The following is an 18,133-nucleotide window of genomic DNA, read 5'->3' as shown; positions in this document are numbered from 1 at the left end:
TCACAGCGCAGAATGCTCTACTCTGAGGTACTCGCCTCCCTTTCTTGAAGGAAATGCAATGACCCGTCTCCGTGTCCTCTGTGCCGCCGTTGCCCTGGTTTGCGCCAGCGGCCAGGTACTCGCTGCCACTCCAGCGCACAACGCTGCCGCCGAGAAATTCCTGACCCTGGCCAATGCCGACAAGCTGGGCACCCCGGTGTACATGCAGGTCCAGCAGATGTTCGCCCAGCGCTTCGAGCAGACCAAGGCGCCGGCCTCCAAGAAAACCGTGCTCGACAGCTACCAGGCCAAGGCCAACGCCGCCCTGGACAACGCCATCGGCTGGAAGAAGCTCAAGCCGAAGATGGTCGACCTGTACACCGCGACCTTCACCGAGGCCGAGCTGAACGATCTGGTCAAGTTCTACGAATCGCCCCTGGGCAAGAAAGTCCTGCGTGAAATGCCCAAGGTCACCCAGCAGTCGGCCCAGCTGACCCAGCAGAGCCTGGAGCCGGCGGTACCTGTGGTCAACAAGCTGCTCGACGACATGACCAAGGAACTCGACCCAAGCGCCGGCAAGGCCCCGGCGAAGAAGTGAGCGTGACGCGATGAGCATGCAGCAACGCATTGAACAGCAGCTGGCGCCGCTGGGCACGCAACACCTCGAAGTGCACAACGAAAGCCACATGCACAGCCGTGGCCAGGAAACGCACTACAAGGCGGTGCTGGTCAGCGAGCAGTTCGCCGGGCTGAACAGCGTCAAGCGCCACCAGAAGGTCTACGCCACCATGGGTGAGCTGATGGGCCAGATCCACGCCCTGGCGATTCACACCTACACGCCCGAGGAATGGGCCGTGGTCGGTGTGGCGCCGGCCTCGCCGGTGTGCGCCGGCGGCGGCAAGCACTGAATCCTTTCCGGGATTCTGGTAGACTGCACGCCTCACAGACATCCTGTCGACGCCATCGCGGGGCAAGCCCGCTCCCACGCCAGCCACTGAACGCTGCGTGGGAGCGGGCTTGCCCCGCGATGGCGTCGCCATGATTGCATTTGTCATTCCGGTCCGCCCCTTACGAGGGCAACCACCTGGAGATTCAACGCAATGACCCAACCGATCGTCGTGGCGGCGCTGTACAAGTTCGTCACCCTCGAAGACTACGTCGAACTGCGCGAGCCGCTGCTCAAGGCCATGCTCGACAACGGCGTAAAAGGCACCCTGCTGCTGGCCAACGAAGGTATCAACGGCACCGTCTCGGCCACCCGCGAAGGCATCGACGCGCTGCTGGCCTGGCTGCGCAACGACCCACGCCTGGTGGACGTCGACCATAAAGAGTCGTACTGCGACGAGCAGCCGTTCTACCGCACCAAGGTCAAGCTCAAGAAAGAGATCGTCACCCTCGGCGTGCCGGGCGTGGACCCGAACAAGGCGGTCGGCACCTACGTCGATCCGAAAGACTGGAACGCCCTGATCAGCGACCCGGAAGTGCTGCTGATCGATACCCGCAACGACTATGAAGTGGCCATCGGCACCTTCAAGGGCGCCATTGACCCGAAGACCGAGACCTTCCGCGAGTTCCCCGACTACATCAAGGCCCACTTCGACCCGAGCAAGCACAAGAAGGTCGCCATGTTCTGCACCGGTGGCATCCGCTGCGAGAAGGCCTCCAGCTACATGCTCGGTGAGGGCTACGAAGCGGTCTATCATCTTAAGGGCGGCATCCTGAAATACTTCGAGGAAGTAGCCCAGGAAGAAAGCCTCTGGGACGGCGACTGCTTCGTCTTCGACAACCGGGTCACGGTGCGCCACGACCTGACCGAGGGCGAGTACGACCAGTGCCATGCCTGCCGCCACCCGATCGACGTGAAGGACCGGGAGTCGGAGCACTATTCGCCAGGCGTGAGCTGCCCGCACTGCTGGGACAGCCTGAGCGAGAAGACCCGGCGCAGCGCAATCGACCGCCAGAAGCAGATCGAGCTGGCCAAGGCGCGCAACCAGCCGCACCCGATCGGTTTCAACTACAAAGCCGAGGCCTGATGCATGTCCGCACGCCTGCTCTATGTGATGGACCCGATGTGCTCCTGGTGCTGGGGCTTTGCCCCGGTGGCCGAGGCGCTGATCGCCCAGGCCCGTGAGGCGGGTGTCGAGACCCGCCTGGTGCCGGGCGGCCTGCGTACCGGTGGCAGCGCCCTGGACGCCTCGACCCGCAAGTACATCCTCGAGCACTGGCAGGCGGTGCATGACGCCACCGGGCAGCCGTTCCGTTTCGACGGCGCGATGCCCGACGGTTTCGTCTACGACACGGAGCCGGCGTGCCGCGCCCTGGTGACGGCACGCGAGCTGGACGACAAGCGGGCCTGGCGCCTGCTGCAACTGATCCAGGCATCGTTCTACCAGCAGGGCGTGGATGTCACCCGCGCCCCGCAACTGGTGGAGCTGGCCGAGCAGGCCGGCTTCGACCGCGAGCGGTTCTCCCAGCGCTTCACTCTCCCTGACACCCGAGTCGCCACCAGTGCCGATTTCGCCTGGGTGCAGGACCTGGGCATCGCTGGCTTCCCCACGCTGCTGGCCGAGCGCAATGGCCAGCTGGCCCTGCTGACCAATGGCTACCAGCCGCTGGAAAGCCTGCAACCCTTGCTCGGCCGCTGGCTGCAGCAGGCCGCCTGTGCTTGACCTGCCAGGGTCGCCAGACCCTGTGCCAGGGAAGTCCCCCGCTGTGCCCGATCGCCTGAGCTGGGCGGAGATCCGCCGCCTGGCCCTGCACCACAAACAAGCCCTGTGGACCGCCAACCTGGTGGCCGTGCTCGCCGCCCTGTGCAGCGTACCGATTCCCTTGCTGCTGCCATTGCTGGTGGACGAAGTGCTGCTGGGGCATGGCGACGCGGCGCTGAAGTGGATGAACAATTTCCTGCCCGCGGGCTGGCAGGTGGCCGCCGGTTACATCGGGCTGATGCTGTGCGCCACCCTCGGCCTGCGCCTGGCGGCGCTGGCGTTCAACGTGGTCCAGGCCAAGCTGTTCGCCGGCCTGGCCAAGGATATCGTCTACCGCCTGCGCATCCGCCTGATCGAGCGACTCAAGCGCATTTCGCTCAAGGAATACGAAAGCCTGGGCAGCGGCACGGTGACCACCCACCTGGTCACCGACCTGGACACCCTCGACAAGTTCGTCGGCGAAACCCTGAGCCGCTTCCTGGTGGCCGTGCTCACGCTGACCGGCACCGCGGCCATCCTGATCTGGATGCACTGGCAACTGGCGCTGCTGATCCTGCTGTTCAATCCGCTGGTGATCTATTTCACCGTGCAGCTGGGCAAGCGCGTCAAGCACCTGAAGAAGCTCGAGAACGACAGCACCGCACGTTTCACCCAGGCATTGACCGAGACTCTCGACGCGATTCAGGAGATCCGCGCCGGCAACCGCCAGGGCTACTTCCTCGGCCGCTTGGGGCTGCGCGCCCGCGAGGTGCGCGACTACGCGGTGGCTTCGCAGTGGAAGAGCGACGCCAGCGGCCGCGCCAGTGGCCTGTTGTTCCAGTTCGGCATCGATATCTTCCGTGCCGCTGCCATGCTCACGGTGCTGTTCTCCGACCTGTCGATCGGCCAGATGCTGGCGGTGTTCAGCTACCTGTGGTTCATGATCGGGCCGGTGGAACAGTTGCTGAACCTGCAATATGCCTACTATGCCGCCGGCGGCGCACTGAGCCGCTTGAACGAGCTGCTGGCGCGGGCCGACGAGCCGCAGTACCCGGCGGCCGCCGACCCGTTCGCCGGGCGCGACACGGTCGGTATCGAGGTGCGCGACCTGCGCTTCGCCTATGCCGACGAGCCGGTGCTCGACCAGCTCAACCTGACCATCGCCCCGGGCGAGAAGGTCGCCATCGTTGGCGCCAGCGGCGGCGGCAAGAGTACCCTGGTGCAGTTGCTGCTTGGGCTGTACAGCGCCCAGGCCGGGACCATCCGCTTCGGAGGCGCCAGCCTGCAGGAGATCGGCCTGGAGACCCTGCGCGAAAATGTCGCGGTGGTGCTGCAGCACCCGTCACTGTTCAACGACAGTGTGCGCGCCAACCTGACCATGGGTCGTGACTGCAGCGACGACGCCTGCTGGCAGGCGCTGCGCATCGCCCAGCTGGACGCCACCATCGCCGCGCTGCCCCAGGGCCTGGACAGCATCGTCGGGCGCTCCGGCGTGCGCCTGTCCGGTGGCCAGCGCCAGCGCCTGGCGATCGCCCGAATGGTGTTGGCCGAACCCAAGGTGGTCATCCTCGACGAGGCCACCTCCGCGCTGGACGCGGCCACCGAATACAACCTGCACCTGGCTCTGGCGCGCTTCCTCAGCGGGCGCACCACGCTGATCATCGCCCACCGCCTGTCGGCGGTGAAGCAGGCAGACCGGGTGCTGGTGTTCGATGGCGGTCATGTCGCCGAAGATGGCGACCACCAGCAGTTGATTGCCGAAGGTGGCCTGTACGCCAAGCTCTACGGCCACCTGCAGCAAACCTGAAAACAGCCTCAAGGTTCGAGCTGCAAGCGGCAAGTTGGGGTCAGCGCACTTTTTCTTGCCGCTTGGCGCTTGTAGCTTGTCGCTCCTTCATGGCAAATGGCCTACGCTGTGCTTGTCTAGGTCGATTCGTGCCTTATCTGCCGCCATGACAGGGATTACATGAAGGGAAATCGGACTCTCGAAGCGCCAAGGCTGCTGGGCATCATCTGGCCCTTCGTCGCCGTTGTGGTTTTCCAGGTACTGCTGGGCAGTCTGAGTCTTTATGCATTGTCCGCCGTGCGCGCCTATGTGGCGGGCGAGAGCCTGTGGTCCAAGGCGCAGAAGGACGCCATCTACTACCTCAACCTCTATGCCGATGATCGCGATCCGCTGACCTATGCCCGCTATCGCCGGGCCATCCTGGTGCCCCAGGGCGATCACAACCTGCGCCTGGCCCTGGATCGGCCCGAGCCGGACCTGGAGGCGGCGCGCCAAGGCGTGCTGCAGGGCGGCAACCATCCCGAGGACGTCGCCCGGATCATCTGGTTCTACCGCAATTTTCGCCATATCAGCTACATGGAAACCGCCATCGATTACTGGGACATCGGTGACGACTACCTGCGCCAGCTCGACGTGCTGGCCCAGCAGATGCGCGAAGGGTTTGCCGGCGGCAAGGCCGACGCCCACCAGGTGGCCAACTGGAAGGCACGCATCGTCGCCATCAACGATGGCGTGACCCCTGCCGCCAAGGCATTCAGCGATGCCCTGGGCGAAGGTTCGCGAATGCTGCTCAAGGTGCTGATGCTCACCAACCTGGCCACCGCGCTGTTCCTTATCGCCATGGCCTGGCGGCGCTCGAGCAAGCTGCTGGCCCAGCGCCAGGCGTTCGCCAGTGCGTTGCAGGAGGAGAAGGAGCGGGCGCAGATCACCTTGGAGTCGATCGGCGATGCGGTGATCACCGCCGATGTCGACGGTTGCATCAGCTACATGAACCCGGCTGCCGAGCAATTGACTCACTGGCAGGCGGTGCAGGCCCAGGGTCTGCCGCTGGCGGCGCTGTTCAGCCTGCTCGACGAGAATGCCGAAGGTGACAGCCGGACGTTGGTCGAGCAGGTGCTCAGCGGCAGCCTCAAGGGCGGCGCCGAGCACGCCCGGCTGATCCAGCGCCTGGACGGCAGTACGGTGTCGGTCAACCTGGTGGGCTCGCCCATCCTCACCGAAGGGCAGGTCAGTGGCATCGTGGTGGTGCTGCATGACATGACCCAGGAGCGCCAGTACATCGCCAACCTGTCGTGGCAGGCCACTCACGACGCCCTGACCGGGCTGGCCAACCGCCGCGAGTTCGAGTACCGCCTGGAGCAGGCGCTCAATGGCCTGGCGCGCCAGGCCGGGCGGCATTCGCTGATGTTCCTCGACCTGGACCAGTTCAAGCTGGTCAACGACACCTGCGGGCATGCCGCTGGCGACGAGCTGTTGCGGCATATCTGCGCGGTGCTGCAGTCGGGCCTGCGCGAGGGCGACACCCTGGCGCGCCTGGGCGGTGACGAGTTCGGCGTGCTGCTCGAGAACTGCCCCCCGGAGCAGGGCGAGCGCATCGCCGAGCAATTGCGCCAAGCCGTGCAGAGCCTGCATTTCGTGTGGAAGGGCAGGCCCTTCGTCACCACGGTCAGCATCGGCCTGGTGCATATCGCCCAGGTGCCCAGCACCCTGGAGGCGTCGTTGCGCGCTGCGGACATGGCCTGCTACATGGCCAAGGAGAAAGGGCGCAACCGGGTGCAGGTCTATCACGCCGACGACAGCGAGCTGTCCATGCGCTTCGGTGAAATGGCCTGGATCCAGCGCCTGCACGTGGCGCTGGAGGAGAATCGCTTCTGCCTCTACGCCCAGGAAATCGCCCCCTTGCATCCCCACGAGGGGCCGGGGCATATCGAAATCCTTCTGCGCCTGCATGATGAAAGCGGACGCACCATCCTGCCCGACAGCTTCATTCCCGCAGCCGAGCGCTACGGCTTGATGACCGCGCTTGATCGCTGGGTGGTGCGCAGTGTGTTCCAGGTGATTCGCCAGTGCCTGGACGAGGGGCGGGAGGGGCCGTTGGCAATGTGTGCCATCAACCTTTCGGGCTCGAGCATCGGCGACGACAAGTTCCTCGAGTACCTGCAGCGCCTGTTTGGCGAGTTCGACATCCCGCCACGGTTGATCTGTTTTGAAATTACCGAAACCAGCGCCATCGCCAATCTGGGCAGCGCAATCCGGTTCATCAATGAATTGAAAGGATTGGGCTGCAAATTCTCGCTGGACGACTTCTGCGCCGGAATGTCGTCATTCGCCTATTTGAAGCATTTGCCTGTAGACTTCCTGAAGATCGACGGAAGTTTCGTCAAGGACATGCTCGATGACCCGATCAACCGGGCGATGGTCGAAGTGATCAATCACATTGGCCACGTCATGGGTAAGCGGACCATCGCCGAGTTCGTCGAGACGCCACTGATCGAGCAGGCTTTGCAGGAGATCGGCGTGGACTACGCCCAGGGATATCTCATCGAACGCCCGCAGGTGTTCACCTGCGACAGCCTGCAGCGCCAACGGATTGCCGCGAGGCCCCTTCTGCACCGGGCGCCGGGGACCTTTCGCTGAACAACGCCCGGAAATCACAGGGAATCAAGGAGCTGACAGTGATCGACGCGTTCGTAAGGATCGGACCATTGATGGATCCGGCCAGTTATCCGCAGTGGGCCCAACAACTGATAGAGGATTGCCGCGAAAGCAAGCGAAGGGTGGTGGAGCATGAGTTCTACCAACGCCTGCGCGATGGCCAGCTCAAGCAGTCGACCATCCGCCAGTACCTGATCGGTGGCTGGCCGGTGGTCGAGCAGTTCTCCCTCTACATGGCCCACAACCTCACCAAGACCCGTTACGCCCGGCACCCCGGCGAGGACATGGCGCGCCGCTGGCTGATGCGCAACATCCGCGTCGAGCTCAACCATGCCGACTACTGGGTGCACTGGTGCCAGGCTCATGGCATCCACCTGCATGAACTGCAGTCCCAGGAAGTGCCGCCCGAGCTCAATGGCTTGAACGACTGGTGTTGGCGGGTATGCGCCACCGAGTCGCTGGCCATCGCCATGGCGGCCACCAACTACGCCATCGAAGGTGCCACCGGTGAATGGTCGGCGGTGGTCTGCGCCGAAGATACCTACGCCCAGGGCTTCCCCGAAGACACCCGCAAGCGCGCCATGAAATGGTTGAAGATGCATGCGCAGTATGATGACGCGCACCCTTGGGAAGCGCTGGAAATCATCTGCACCCTGGCGGGCGAGAGCCCGACCCTGGGGCTGCGCACCGAGCTGCGCCGGGCGATCTGCAAGAGCTACGACTGCATGTTCCTGTTCCTGGAGCGTTGCATGCAGCTCGAAGGGCGTCAGCAAGGGCGTCTGCGCCCGGCCTTGGCGGCGGGCTGAAACCATAGCGGGGCAGGCTCGCTCCCACGCAGCAAGGCGTAGGGGCGGGCTTGTCGGTTTTACTGCGCGTTCAGCGCCTGCCCGTTCACATTCTTGCTGTCCGGCCCCATCAGGTACAGGTACACCGGCATGATGTCCTCGGGCAGCGGGTTGTTCTGCGGGTTCTCGCTCGGATAGGCCTGGGCGCGCATCGCCGTGCGCGTGGCGCCCGGGTTGATGCTGTTGGAGCGCACCGGCGCTACGCCTTCCAGTTCATCCGCCAGGGTCTGCATCAGGCCCTCGGTGGCGAATTTAGACACCCCGTAGGCACCCCAGTAAGCGCGGCCCTTGCGCCCGACGCTGCTGGAAGTGAACACCACCGAGGCGTCCTCCGACAGCTTCAGCAGCGGCAGCAAGGTGCTGGTCAGCATGAAGGTGGCGTTGACGTTGATGTGCATCACGCGCATGAAGTTGTCGCCCGACAGCTGCTCCAACGGCGTGCGCGGACCAATGATCGAGGCGTTGTTGAGCAGGCCGTCGAGGCGGCCGAACTGGTCCTCGATCATCACCGCCAGTTCGTCGTACTGGTGGGGCAGGGCGGTTTCCAAGTTGAACGGGATCACCACCGGCTGCGGGTGGCCCGCGCCTTCGATCTGGTCGTAGACCTCGTTCAGGTTGGCTTCGGTCTTGCCCAGCAGCAGCACGGTGGCGCCCAGGGCGGCATAGGCCTTGGCGGCGGCGGCGCCGATGCCGCGACCGGCGCCGGTGACCAGAATGATCCGGCCCTTGAGCAGGTCGGGGCGGGCGGTGTAGTCGAACATAGGTCTGTCCTTGAATATGAGCTGCAAGCTCTAAGCGGCAAGCTACAAGAGAAAGCAGATCAGTGTTGGAGCTGCTCTTTCCTGAGGCTTGAAGCTTAACGCTTGCGACTTGAAATCAGCAGCCGCACAGCGCGCTGTCGATCACCTTGCGCAGTTCTAGCGGGTGGTCCACCACCACGTCGGCGCCCCAGTTGTTAGGGTTGTCCTCTGGATGAATATAGCCATAGCGCACCGCTGCGGTGCGGGTGCCGGCGTCGCGGCCGGACTCGATGTCGCGCAGGTCGTCGCCGACGAACAGGACGCTGGCCGGGTCCAGGTCAAGCGTCTTGCACGCCAGGATCAGCGGCTCGGGGTCGGGCTTGCTGTTCTTCACGTGGTCCGGGCAGATCAGCAGCGCCGAGCGCTCGGCCAGGCCCAGGCGTTGCATGATCGGTTCGGCGAAGCGCACTGGTTTGTTGGTGACCACGCCCCACAGCAGGTTGCCTTTCTCGATGTCGGCCAGCAGCTCCGGCATGCCGTCGAACAGCTTGCTGTGCACCGCGCAATCGCGCTGGTAGCGTTCGAGGAACTCCAGGCGCAGGGCTTCGAAGCCGTCGGCCTCGGGGTCCATGGCAAAGGTCGCGGCGACCATGGCGCGGGCACCGCCGGAAATCACCTCGCGGATGCGTGCGTCGTCGATGGCCGGTAGGCCGCGATCGGCGAGCATCGCCTGGCAGATGGCGATGAAGTCCGGCGCCGTGTCCAGCAGGGTGCCGTCCATGTCGAAGAGTACTGCTCGCAGGCGCATGCTCATTCCTCGCGCAGGGTCTGGATCATGTAGTTGACGTCGACGTCGTTGCACAGCTTGTAGTGCTTGGTCAGCGGGTTGTAGGTCAGGCCGATGATGTCCTTGACCTCCAGGCCTGCGGCACGGCTCCAGGCGCCCAGCTCGGAGGGGCGGATGAACTTCTTGAAGTCGTGGGTGCCGCGCGGCAGCATCTTCAGCACGTATTCGGCGCCGATGATCGCCAGCAGGTAGGCCTTGGGGTTGCGGTTGATGGTCGAGAAGAACACCTGGCCGCCGGGCTTGACCATGCGGTAGCAGGCGCGAATCACCGAGGAAGGGTCGGGTACGTGCTCGAGCATTTCCAGGCAGGTGACCACGTCGAACTGGCCGGGCATCTCTTCGGCCAGGGCTTCGGCGGTGATCTGCCGGTACTCCACCGCAACGCCCGACTCCAGCTGGTGCAGCTGGGCCACCGCCAGCGGTGCTTCGCCCATGTCGATGCCGGTGACGGTGGCGCCACGCTGGGCCATCGCCTCGCTGAGGATGCCGCCGCCGCAGCCGACGTCCAGCACCTTCTTGCCGGCCAGGCCGACACGCTCGTCGATCCAGTTGACCCGCAGCGGGTTGATGTCGTGCAGCGGTTTGAACTCGCTCTCGCGGTCCCACCAGCGGTGGGCCAGGGCTTCGAACTTGGCGATTTCGGCGTGGTCGACGTTGCTCATGGGAACAGTCCTCTGAATCTTCGATAAATAGTGTCGCGGGCCGGCAGCCGCGGCTGCCGGCCGTTCATTCGTTGCGCCCGGCGATGCGGGCTCCCCAGGCGCGGGCATTGGCGGCCAGCGCGGCTTCGTCCATCTGGCTCAGGCGGCGGTCCTCGACCAGTTGCTGCCCGGCGACCCAGACATCCTTCACGCAGTCGCGACCGGTGGCGTAGATCAGTTGCGAGACCGGGTCATGCACCGGTTGCTGCGCCAGCCCCGACAGGTCGAAGACGGCCAGGTCGGCGGACTTGCCCACTTCGAGCGAGCCAGTGATCGCCTCCAGTCCGAGGGCCCGGGCGCCATTGAGCGTGGCCATGCGCAGCGCCCGGTGGGCGTCCAGGGCGGTGGCCGAGCCGGCGACGGCCTTGGCCAGCAGCGCGGCGGTGCGGGTTTCACCGAGCAGGTCGAGGTCATTGTTGCTGGCGGCGCCATCGGTGCCGACGGCCACGTTCACCCCAGCCTGCCACAAGCGCTCCACCGGGCAGAAACCGCTGGCCAGCTTGAGGTTGGATTCGGGGCAGTGAACCACGCTGGTGTTGCTTTCTACCAGCAGCGCCAGGTCTTCGTCGCTGATCTGGGTCATGTGCACCGCTTGCAGGTTCGGGCCCAGCAGGCCCAGGCGCGCGAGGCGCGCCAGTGGCCGCTCGCCGTTGTCCTTGAGCGCCTGCTCGACTTCGCTGGCGGTCTCGTGGATGTGCATGTGCAGCGGTGCGTCCAGCTGGTCGGCGATCACCCGGATCTTCTCCAGGTTCTCGTCGCTCACCGTGTAGGGGGCGTGCGGGCCCAAGGCAATGGTGATGCGCGGGTGGTGGCGCAGCTCGCCGAACAGTTCGATGGCCAGGTGCAGGGCCTCATCCGGGGTGCGTGCGCCGGGGATGGGGAAATCCAGCAGCGGCACGGCGATCTGCGCGCGGATACCGCTGCGGTGCACGCGGTCGCAGGCCTCGCGGGGATAGAAATACATGTCGGCGAAGCAGGTGATGCCGCCCTTGAGCTGTTCAGCAATGGCCAGGTCGGTGCCGTCGGCCACGAAGGCCTCGTTCACCCAGCGACCCTCGGCGGGCCAGATGTGCTCCTGTAGCCAGGTCATCAGCGGCAGGTCGTCGGCCAGGCCGCGGAACAGGGTCATGGCGGCGTGGCCGTGGGCGTTGACCAGCCCGGGCGTCAGCAGGCAGTCGGGCAGCGTCCGCACTTCCCGCGCTTGTGGCGCCCGCTCGCGTGGGCCGAGCCAGGCGATCTGGCCGTCGCGGATGCCCAGCGCATGGCCCTCCAGCACGACACCGGCTGGCTCGACGGGGACCAGCCAGTCCGGCACAAGCAGCAGGTCGAGGAGGGGAGTGGCGATGGGCATGCGCGATATATACCTGGATCGGTTCGGCTAAACGCGCAGTATACCCGAGCGTCCGCGACGCAGGCTCGCTATAATCGCCGGCTTTTGATGCCAGGGCGACGGGGAGAGGCGATGCGCGAGCAACTGATGGCGGCGGAGACGGTGACGGGCATCGAGTGGCGCGACGGCGTGCTGCACCTGCTCGACCAGCGCCTGCTGCCGCTTGAGCAGTGCTGGCTGGCCTGCACCGAGGCGGCAGAGGTGGCTGAGGCAATCAGCGACATGGCCGTGCGTGGCGCTCCGGCGATCGGCATCTGCGCCGCCTACGGCTTGGTGCTGGCGCTGCGCCGTCGCCTGGCCGAAGGCGAGATCTGGGAAGAGAGTCTTGAGGAAGACTTCATGATGCTCGGCGAGGCGCGGCCTACTCCGGCCAACCTGTTCTGGGCGCTCAACCGCATGCGTGAGCGCCTGCAGCGCCTGCGCCCGGATGAAGACGTGCTGAAGGTGATGGAGGCCGAGGCGGTGGCGATTCACCAAAGCGATCGTGAAGCCAACCTGACCATGGCCCAGTTCGGTGTCGAGCAGATCCGCAGGCACCAGGGCAGCGAGCAGGCCCTGCTTACCCACGGCAATGCCGGGGCCCTGGCCACCGGCGGCTTCGGTACCGCCCTGGGGGTGATCCGCGCCGCCACCCTGGAGGGCATGGTCGAGCAGGTCTATGCCTGCGAGTCGCGGCCGTGGCTGCAGGGTTCGCGCCTGACCGCCTGGGAGCTGGCCGCCGACGGTGTGCCGGTGACCGTGGTTGCCGACGCGGCGGCCGGGCACCTGATGAAGACCAAGGGCATCACCTGGGTGGTGGTCGGCGCCGACTGCATTGCCGCCAATGGCGATGTGGCGGCGAAGATCGGCACCTACCAGATGGCGGTGGCGGCCATGCATCACGGGCTGCGCTTCATGGTGGTGGCGCCGAGCACCAGCATCGATCTGAACCTGCCCACCGGTGAGGATATCCCGCTGGAGACCCGCGGCGAGGAAGAGCTGCTGGAGGTTTCCGGGATCCAGGTAACCGCTGATGTCGAGGCCTACAACCCGGTGGTCGATGTCACCCCGGCCGACCTGATCGACGTGATCGTCACCGAGAAGGGCGTGGTCGAGCGCCCGGATACCGCAAAAATCGCCCAGTTGATGTGCCGCAAACGCCTCCACTGAGGCGTTTTTCCATCCGTGCGGATGGTGCAGTACGGCAACCTGCCATATCTCCCATGCGCGCAGCGTTTGTGATACCATCCGGCAGTTTCCAAGGCCGCTCTTTACCGCGGCCTTCATTGCGCAGATCCATGGCACAACTCATTGATTTGTCGTAAGTCGTCGCACCCCAATTGCGCTGCGGCGGCGAGCTTCGTTCGTCCTTCGAGGGATCAGGCGAAGTTTCACCAGAAAAAGGAATCAGGCTTCTCATGGGCGAACTGGCCAAAGAAATCCTCCCGGTCAATATCGAAGACGAACTGAGACAGTCTTACCTCGACTACGCGATGAGCGTTATTGTCGGGCGAGCGCTGCCCGATGCGCGTGACGGCTTGAAGCCCGTGCATCGTCGCGTTCTGTATGCGATGAGCGAACTGGGCAACGACTGGAACAAGCCGTACAAGAAATCCGCCCGTGTGGTCGGTGACGTGATCGGTAAGTACCACCCGCACGGCGACACCGCCGTGTACGACACCATCGTGCGCATGGCCCAGCCATTCTCGCTGCGCTACCTGCTGGTCGATGGCCAGGGCAACTTCGGTTCGGTGGACGGCGACAACGCCGCGGCCATGCGATACACCGAAGTGCGCATGTCCAAGCTGGCCCATGAGCTGTTGGCCGACCTGCACAAAGAGACCGTCGACTGGGTACCGAACTACGACGGTACCGAGCAGATCCCGGCGGTCATGCCGACCAAGATCCCCAACCTGCTGGTCAACGGCTCCAGCGGTATTGCCGTGGGCATGGCGACGAACATTCCGCCGCACAACCTCGGCGAAGTGATCGACGGCTGCCTGGCGCTGATCGACAACTCCGACATCACGGTCGATGAGCTGATGCAGTTCATCCCGGGGCCGGACTTCCCGACAGCGGGCCTGATCAATGGTCGCCAGGGCATCATCGAGGCCTATCGCACCGGCCGTGGCCGCATCTATATGCGTGCCCGCTCCGAGATCGAGGATATCGACAAGGTCGGTGGCCGCCAGCAGATCGTGGTCACCGAGCTGCCGTACCAGCTGAACAAGGCGCGCCTGATCGAGAAGATCGCCGAGCTGGTCAAAGAGAAGAAGATCGAAGGCATCACCGAGCTGCGCGACGAGTCCGACAAGGATGGCATGCGCATCGTCATCGAGCTGCGTCGCGGCGAGGTGCCGGAGGTGGTGCTCAACAACCTCTACCAGCAGACCCAGCTGCAGAGCGTGTTCGGCATCAACATCGTTGCCCTGATCGACGGTCGCCCGCGCCTGCTGAACCTCAAGGACCTGCTCGAGGCGTTCGTTCGCCACCGTCGCGAGGTGGTCACCCGCCGCACCGTGTTCGAGCTGCGCAAGGCCCGCGAGCGTGGCCATATCCTTGAAGGCCAGGCGGTCGCGCTATCCAACATCGACCCGGTCATCGCCCTGATCAAGGCCTCGCCGACACCGTCCGAAGCCAAGGAAGCGCTGATCAGCACGGCCTGGGAGTCCAGTGCGGTACAGGTCATGGTCGAGCGTGCCGGTGCCGAGTCGTGCCGTCCGGAAGACCTGCCGGAGCAGTACGGCCTGCGCGAAGGCAAGTACTACCTGTCGCCGGAACAGGCCCAGGCGATCCTGGAACTGCGCCTGCACCGCCTGACCGGCCTGGAGCACGAGAAGCTGCTGGCCGAGTACCAGGAGATCCTCGAGCAGATCGGCGAGCTGATTCGCATCCTCAGCAGCGCCGAGCGCCTGATGGAAGTGATCCGCGAAGAACTCGAAGCGATCCGCGCCGAGTACGGCGATGCCCGTCGCACCGAAATCCTCAATGCCAGCCACGACCTCAACTACGGCGACATGATCCCCGAAGAAGAGCGTGTGGTGACCATCTCCCACGGTGGCTACGCCAAGACCCAGCCATTGTCCGCGTACCAGGCCCAGCGCCGTGGCGGCAAGGGCAAGTCGGCCACAGGCGTCAAGGACGAGGACTACATCGAGCACCTGCTGGTCGCCAACAGCCACGCCACCCTGCTGCTGTTCTCCAGCAAGGGCAAGGTGTACTGGAAGAAGACCTACGAAATTCCCGAGGCCTCCCGCGCCGCCCGCGGCCGCCCGCTGGTCAACCTGCTGCCGCTGGAAGAAGGTGAGCGCATCACCGCCATGCTGCAGATCGATCTGGAGGCGCTGCAGCAGCACGCAGATCCAGAGGAAGAACTGGAAGACAGCGACGACAGCGTGATCGAAGGCGAGCTGGTGGAAGCCGAGGAGATCGACGAGGAAGACGGCGACACCCCTGAGTGGGCCGCCGAGGCGACCGGCGCCTACATCTTCATGGCCACTGCTTCCGGTACCGTCAAGAAGACTCCGCTGGTGCAGTTCGCCCGTCCGCGTTCCAACGGCCTGATTGCCCTGAAGCTCAAGGAAGGTGACACCCTGATCGCCGCCGCCATCACCGATGGCGCCAAGGAAGTCATGATGTTCTCCGACGCCGGCAAGGTGATCCGCTTTGCCGAGAGCGTGGTGCGCGAGATGGGCCGTACCGCCCGTGGCGTGCGCGGCATGAAGCTGGGCAAGGGTCAGCAGATCATTTCCATGCTGATTCCGGAGTCCGGCGCGCAGATCCTCACCGCTTCCGAGCGTGGTTTTGGCAAGCGCACCCCGCTGTCCAAGTTCCCGCGTCGCGGCCGTGGCGGTCAGGGTGTGATCGCCATGGGCACCAAGGGGCGCAACGGCCTGCTGATCGGCGCTATCCAGGTGCAGGAAGGCGAGGAAATCATGCTGATCTCCGACCAGGGCACGCTGGTGCGTACCCGGGTCGGCGAGGTGTCCAGCCTGGGCCGTAACACCCAGGGTGTCACGCTGATCAAGCTGGCCACCGACGAAACGCTGGTGGGGCTTGAGCGCGTCCAGGAACCCTCCGAGGAAGAGCTCGATGAACTGATCGAGACGGACGAGGAGGGCGCCCCGCTCGATGCGGTGGGCGACGACGATGCCGGCACCGAAGAGGCGCCTCAGGAATAATCGATGCAACAACCCGAGCGGGGCGACCAAGGTCGCCCCGTTTGACTGATGAAGGTGGGGCATTGGCGCTGCAAGGCAGCCCCGGTGCCGGCGACACAGTCTTGACTGGTCGGCAGCGAATTACGATTTTGTTCTATTTGGCAGAGCGAGAGTGGATGTGAGCAAACGAGCCTTTAACTTCTGCGCAGGCCCTGCCGCGCTTCCTGATGCCGTGCTGCAGCGCGCCCAGGCCGAGATGCTGGACTGGCGCGGCAAGGGTCTGTCGGTGATGGAGATGAGCCATCGCAGCGACGACTATGTGGCTATCGCCGAAAAGGCCGAGCAGGACCTGCGCGACCTGCTGTCCGTCCCCTCCAACTACAAGGTGCTGTTCCTGCAGGGCGGCGCCAGCCAGCAGTTCGCCGAGATTCCGCTGAACCTGCTGCCGGAAAATGGCACCGCCGACTACGTCGAGACCGGTATCTGGTCGAAGAAGGCCATCGAGGAAGCGCGCCGCTTCGGCACTGTCAACGTTGCTGCCAGCGCCAAGCCCTACGACTACCTGGCCATTCCGGGCCAGAACGAGTGGCAGCTGACCCGTAACGCCGCCTACGTACACTATGCGTCCAACGAGACTATTGGTGGCCTGCAGTTCGACTGGGTGCCCGAAACTGGTGACGTCCCGCTGGTGGTCGACATGTCTTCGGACATCCTGTCGCGCCCGATCGACGTGTCGCAGTACGGCCTGATCTATGCCGGCGCGCAGAAGAACATCGGCCCGAGCGGTCTGGTTGTGGTGATCGTGCGCGAAGACCTGCTAGGTCGTGCCCGCAGCAGCTGCCCGACCATGCTCGACTACAAAGTGTCGGCCGACAACGGCTCGATGTACAACACTCCGGCCACCTATTCCTGGTACCTCTCGGGTCTGGTGTTCGAGTGGCTCAAGGAGCAGGGTGGCGTCGAGGCCATGGAGCAGCGCAACCGCGCCAAGAAAGAGCGCCTTTACGGCTTCATCGATGCCAGCGAGTTCTACACCAACCCGATCAGCGTCAACGCCCGTTCGTGGATGAACGTGCCGTTCCGCCTGGCCGATGAACGTCTGGACAAAGCCTTCCTGGCTGGCGCTGATGCCCGTGGCCTGCTCAACCTCAAGGGCCATCGTTCGGTCGGTGGCATGCGTGCCTCGATCTACAACGCCCTGGGCCTGGAGGCTGTCGAGGCGTTGGTGCAGTACATGGGTGAATTCGAGAAGGAGCACGGCTGATGTCCGATCAGGAGCTCAAGGCCCTGCGTGTGCGCATCGACAGCCTCGACGAGAAGATCCTCGAGCTGATCAGCGAGCGCGCCCGTTGCGCCCAGGAAGTGGCCAAGGTCAAGACCGCATCGTTGCCTGAAGGCGAGGCGCCGGTGTTCTACCGTCCCGAGCGCGAGGCCGCGGTGCTCAAGCGCGTCATGGAGCGTAACCAGGGGCCGCTGGACAACGAAGAGATGGCGCGGCTGTTCCGCGAGATCATGTCCTCCTGCCTGGCGCTCGAAGAGCCGCTGAAGGTGGCCTACCTCGGCCCTGAAGGGACCTTCACCCAGGCCGCGGCCATGAAGCACTTCGGTCATGCCGTGGTCAGTCGCCCGATGGCGGCCATCGACGAGGTGTTCCGCGAAGTGGCGGCGGGTGCGGTCAATTTCGGCGTGGTGCCGGTGGAGAACTCCACCGAGGGCGCCGTCAGTCACACGCTGGACAGCTTCCTCGAGCATGACATGGTGATCTGCGGCGAGGTCGAGCTGCGTATCCACCATCACCTGCTGGTAGGCGAGAACACCAAGACCGACAGCATCACCCGCATCTACTCCCATGCCCAGTCGCTAGCCCAGTGCCGCAAGTGGCTGGACGCCCATTACCCGAACGTCGAGCGCGTGGCCGTGTCGAGCAACGCCGAGGCGGCCAAGCGGGTCAAGGGCGAGTGGAATTCGGCGGCGATCGCCGGTGACATGGCGGCCAACTTGTATGGTCTGACCCGTCTGGCCGAAAAGATCGAGGACCGCCCGGACAACTCCACGCGCTTCCTGATGATCGGTAACCAGGAAGTACCGCCGACCGGCGACGACAAGACTTCGATCATCGTCTCCATGAGCAACAAGCCGGGTGCTCTGCACGAGCTGCTGGTGCCGTTCCACGAAAACGGCATCGACCTCACGCGCATCGAGACCCGTCCGTCGCGCAGCGGCAAGTGGACCTACGTGTTCTTCATCGACTTTGTCGGCCATCATCGTGATCCGCTGATCAAGGCGGTGCTCGAGCAGATCAGCCAAGAGGCTGTGGCGCTGAAGGTGTTGGGCTCTTATCCGAAAGCGGTGCTTTGATCGATT

The 18,133-nt window shown here is 64.6% G+C and carries 15 protein-coding genes; 11 read left to right on the top strand and 4 right to left on the bottom strand.

Going from position 1 to position 18,133, the window contains the following annotated elements:
- Nucleotides 1–58: 58 nt before the first annotated feature.
- The 7 genes from ACODS9_RS08100 (at nucleotide 59) to ACODS9_RS08070 (ending at nucleotide 7,913) form a co-directional block, all read left to right on the top strand.
- A complete protein-coding gene (locus ACODS9_RS08100; RefSeq protein WP_023631438.1) occupies nucleotides 59–577 on the top strand; it encodes a DUF2059 domain-containing protein in 519 nt (172 codons plus the stop codon).
- A 10-nt stretch (nucleotides 578–587) separates the two neighbouring features.
- Nucleotides 588–887: a BolA family protein gene (locus ACODS9_RS08095; RefSeq protein WP_046856632.1), complete on the top strand. Its 300-nt coding sequence runs from the start codon at nucleotides 588–590 to the stop codon at nucleotides 885–887.
- 192 nt (nucleotides 888–1,079) lie between these two features.
- A complete protein-coding gene (gene trhO / locus ACODS9_RS08090; protein WP_046856631.1) occupies nucleotides 1,080–2,012 on the top strand; it encodes an oxygen-dependent tRNA uridine(34) hydroxylase TrhO in 933 nt (310 codons plus the stop codon).
- A gap of 3 nt (nucleotides 2,013–2,015) precedes the next feature.
- Nucleotides 2,016–2,648, top strand: a complete 633-nt coding sequence (locus ACODS9_RS08085) for a DsbA family protein (RefSeq protein ID WP_489093664.1) — start codon at nucleotides 2,016–2,018, stop codon at nucleotides 2,646–2,648.
- Nucleotides 2,641–4,473, top strand: coding sequence for an ABC transporter ATP-binding protein (locus tag ACODS9_RS08080; protein ID WP_367856782.1), 1,833 nt, complete (start codon nucleotides 2,641–2,643; stop codon nucleotides 4,471–4,473). Before ACODS9_RS08085 ends, ACODS9_RS08080 begins: the two co-directional genes overlap by 8 nt.
- A 159-nt stretch (nucleotides 4,474–4,632) precedes the next feature.
- Entirely contained in the window at nucleotides 4,633–7,089 is a 2,457-nt protein-coding gene (locus ACODS9_RS08075; protein WP_489093663.1) for an EAL domain-containing protein, read from the top strand.
- A gap of 38 nt (nucleotides 7,090–7,127) precedes the next feature.
- Nucleotides 7,128–7,913, top strand: coding sequence for an iron-containing redox enzyme family protein (locus tag ACODS9_RS08070; protein ID WP_046856627.1), 786 nt, complete (start codon nucleotides 7,128–7,130; stop codon nucleotides 7,911–7,913).
- Between the two features lie 59 nt (nucleotides 7,914–7,972).
- Here the strand turns inward: ACODS9_RS08070 and ACODS9_RS08065 are convergent, their stop codons facing one another.
- The 4 genes from ACODS9_RS08065 to ACODS9_RS08050 form a co-directional block, all read right to left on the bottom strand.
- A complete protein-coding gene (locus ACODS9_RS08065) occupies nucleotides 7,973–8,713 on the bottom strand; it encodes a YciK family oxidoreductase (protein WP_489093662.1) in 741 nt (246 codons plus the stop codon).
- 115 nt (nucleotides 8,714–8,828) lie between these two features.
- The gene (gene mupP / locus ACODS9_RS08060; protein ID WP_102684341.1) at nucleotides 8,829–9,500 is read right to left on the bottom strand and encodes an N-acetylmuramic acid 6-phosphate phosphatase MupP; all 672 of its coding nucleotides are present in this window, start codon (nucleotides 9,498–9,500) and stop codon (nucleotides 8,829–8,831) included.
- Between the two features lie 2 nt (nucleotides 9,501–9,502).
- The gene (gene ubiG / locus ACODS9_RS08055; protein ID WP_023630595.1) at nucleotides 9,503–10,201 is read right to left on the bottom strand and encodes a bifunctional 2-polyprenyl-6-hydroxyphenol methylase/3-demethylubiquinol 3-O-methyltransferase UbiG; all 699 of its coding nucleotides are present in this window, start codon (nucleotides 10,199–10,201) and stop codon (nucleotides 9,503–9,505) included.
- Nucleotides 10,202–10,265: 64 nt separating this feature from the next.
- Entirely contained in the window at nucleotides 10,266–11,591 is a 1,326-nt protein-coding gene (locus ACODS9_RS08050) for a TRZ/ATZ family hydrolase (protein WP_489093661.1), read from the bottom strand.
- A 111-nt stretch (nucleotides 11,592–11,702) separates the two neighbouring features.
- Here ACODS9_RS08050 and mtnA point away from each other — a divergent pair, with 111 nt between their 5' ends.
- The 4 genes from mtnA (at nucleotide 11,703) to pheA (ending at nucleotide 18,127) form a co-directional block, all read left to right on the top strand.
- Complete coding sequence (gene mtnA, locus ACODS9_RS08045) at nucleotides 11,703–12,779, top strand: S-methyl-5-thioribose-1-phosphate isomerase (RefSeq protein ID WP_489093660.1); 1,077 nt, start codon at nucleotides 11,703–11,705, stop codon at nucleotides 12,777–12,779.
- 248 nt (nucleotides 12,780–13,027) lie between these two features.
- Nucleotides 13,028–15,790: a DNA gyrase subunit A gene (gene gyrA, locus ACODS9_RS08040; protein ID WP_046856622.1), complete on the top strand. Its 2,763-nt coding sequence runs from the start codon at nucleotides 13,028–13,030 to the stop codon at nucleotides 15,788–15,790.
- Nucleotides 15,791–15,947: 157 nt separating this feature from the next.
- A complete protein-coding gene (serC, locus tag ACODS9_RS08035; RefSeq protein ID WP_094010761.1) occupies nucleotides 15,948–17,033 on the top strand; it encodes a 3-phosphoserine/phosphohydroxythreonine transaminase in 1,086 nt (361 codons plus the stop codon).
- Nucleotides 17,033–18,127 (top strand): prephenate dehydratase, encoded by a 1,095-nt coding sequence (gene pheA / locus ACODS9_RS08030; RefSeq protein WP_046856621.1) that lies wholly within the window; start codon nucleotides 17,033–17,035, stop codon nucleotides 18,125–18,127. Before serC ends, pheA begins: the two co-directional genes overlap by 1 nt.
- The last annotated feature ends 6 nt before the right edge of the window (nucleotides 18,128–18,133 follow it).

It is taken from the genome of Pseudomonas sp. FG36 (assembly GCF_057809275.1).
This window is presented reverse-complemented; position numbering and strand designations above follow the sequence as displayed.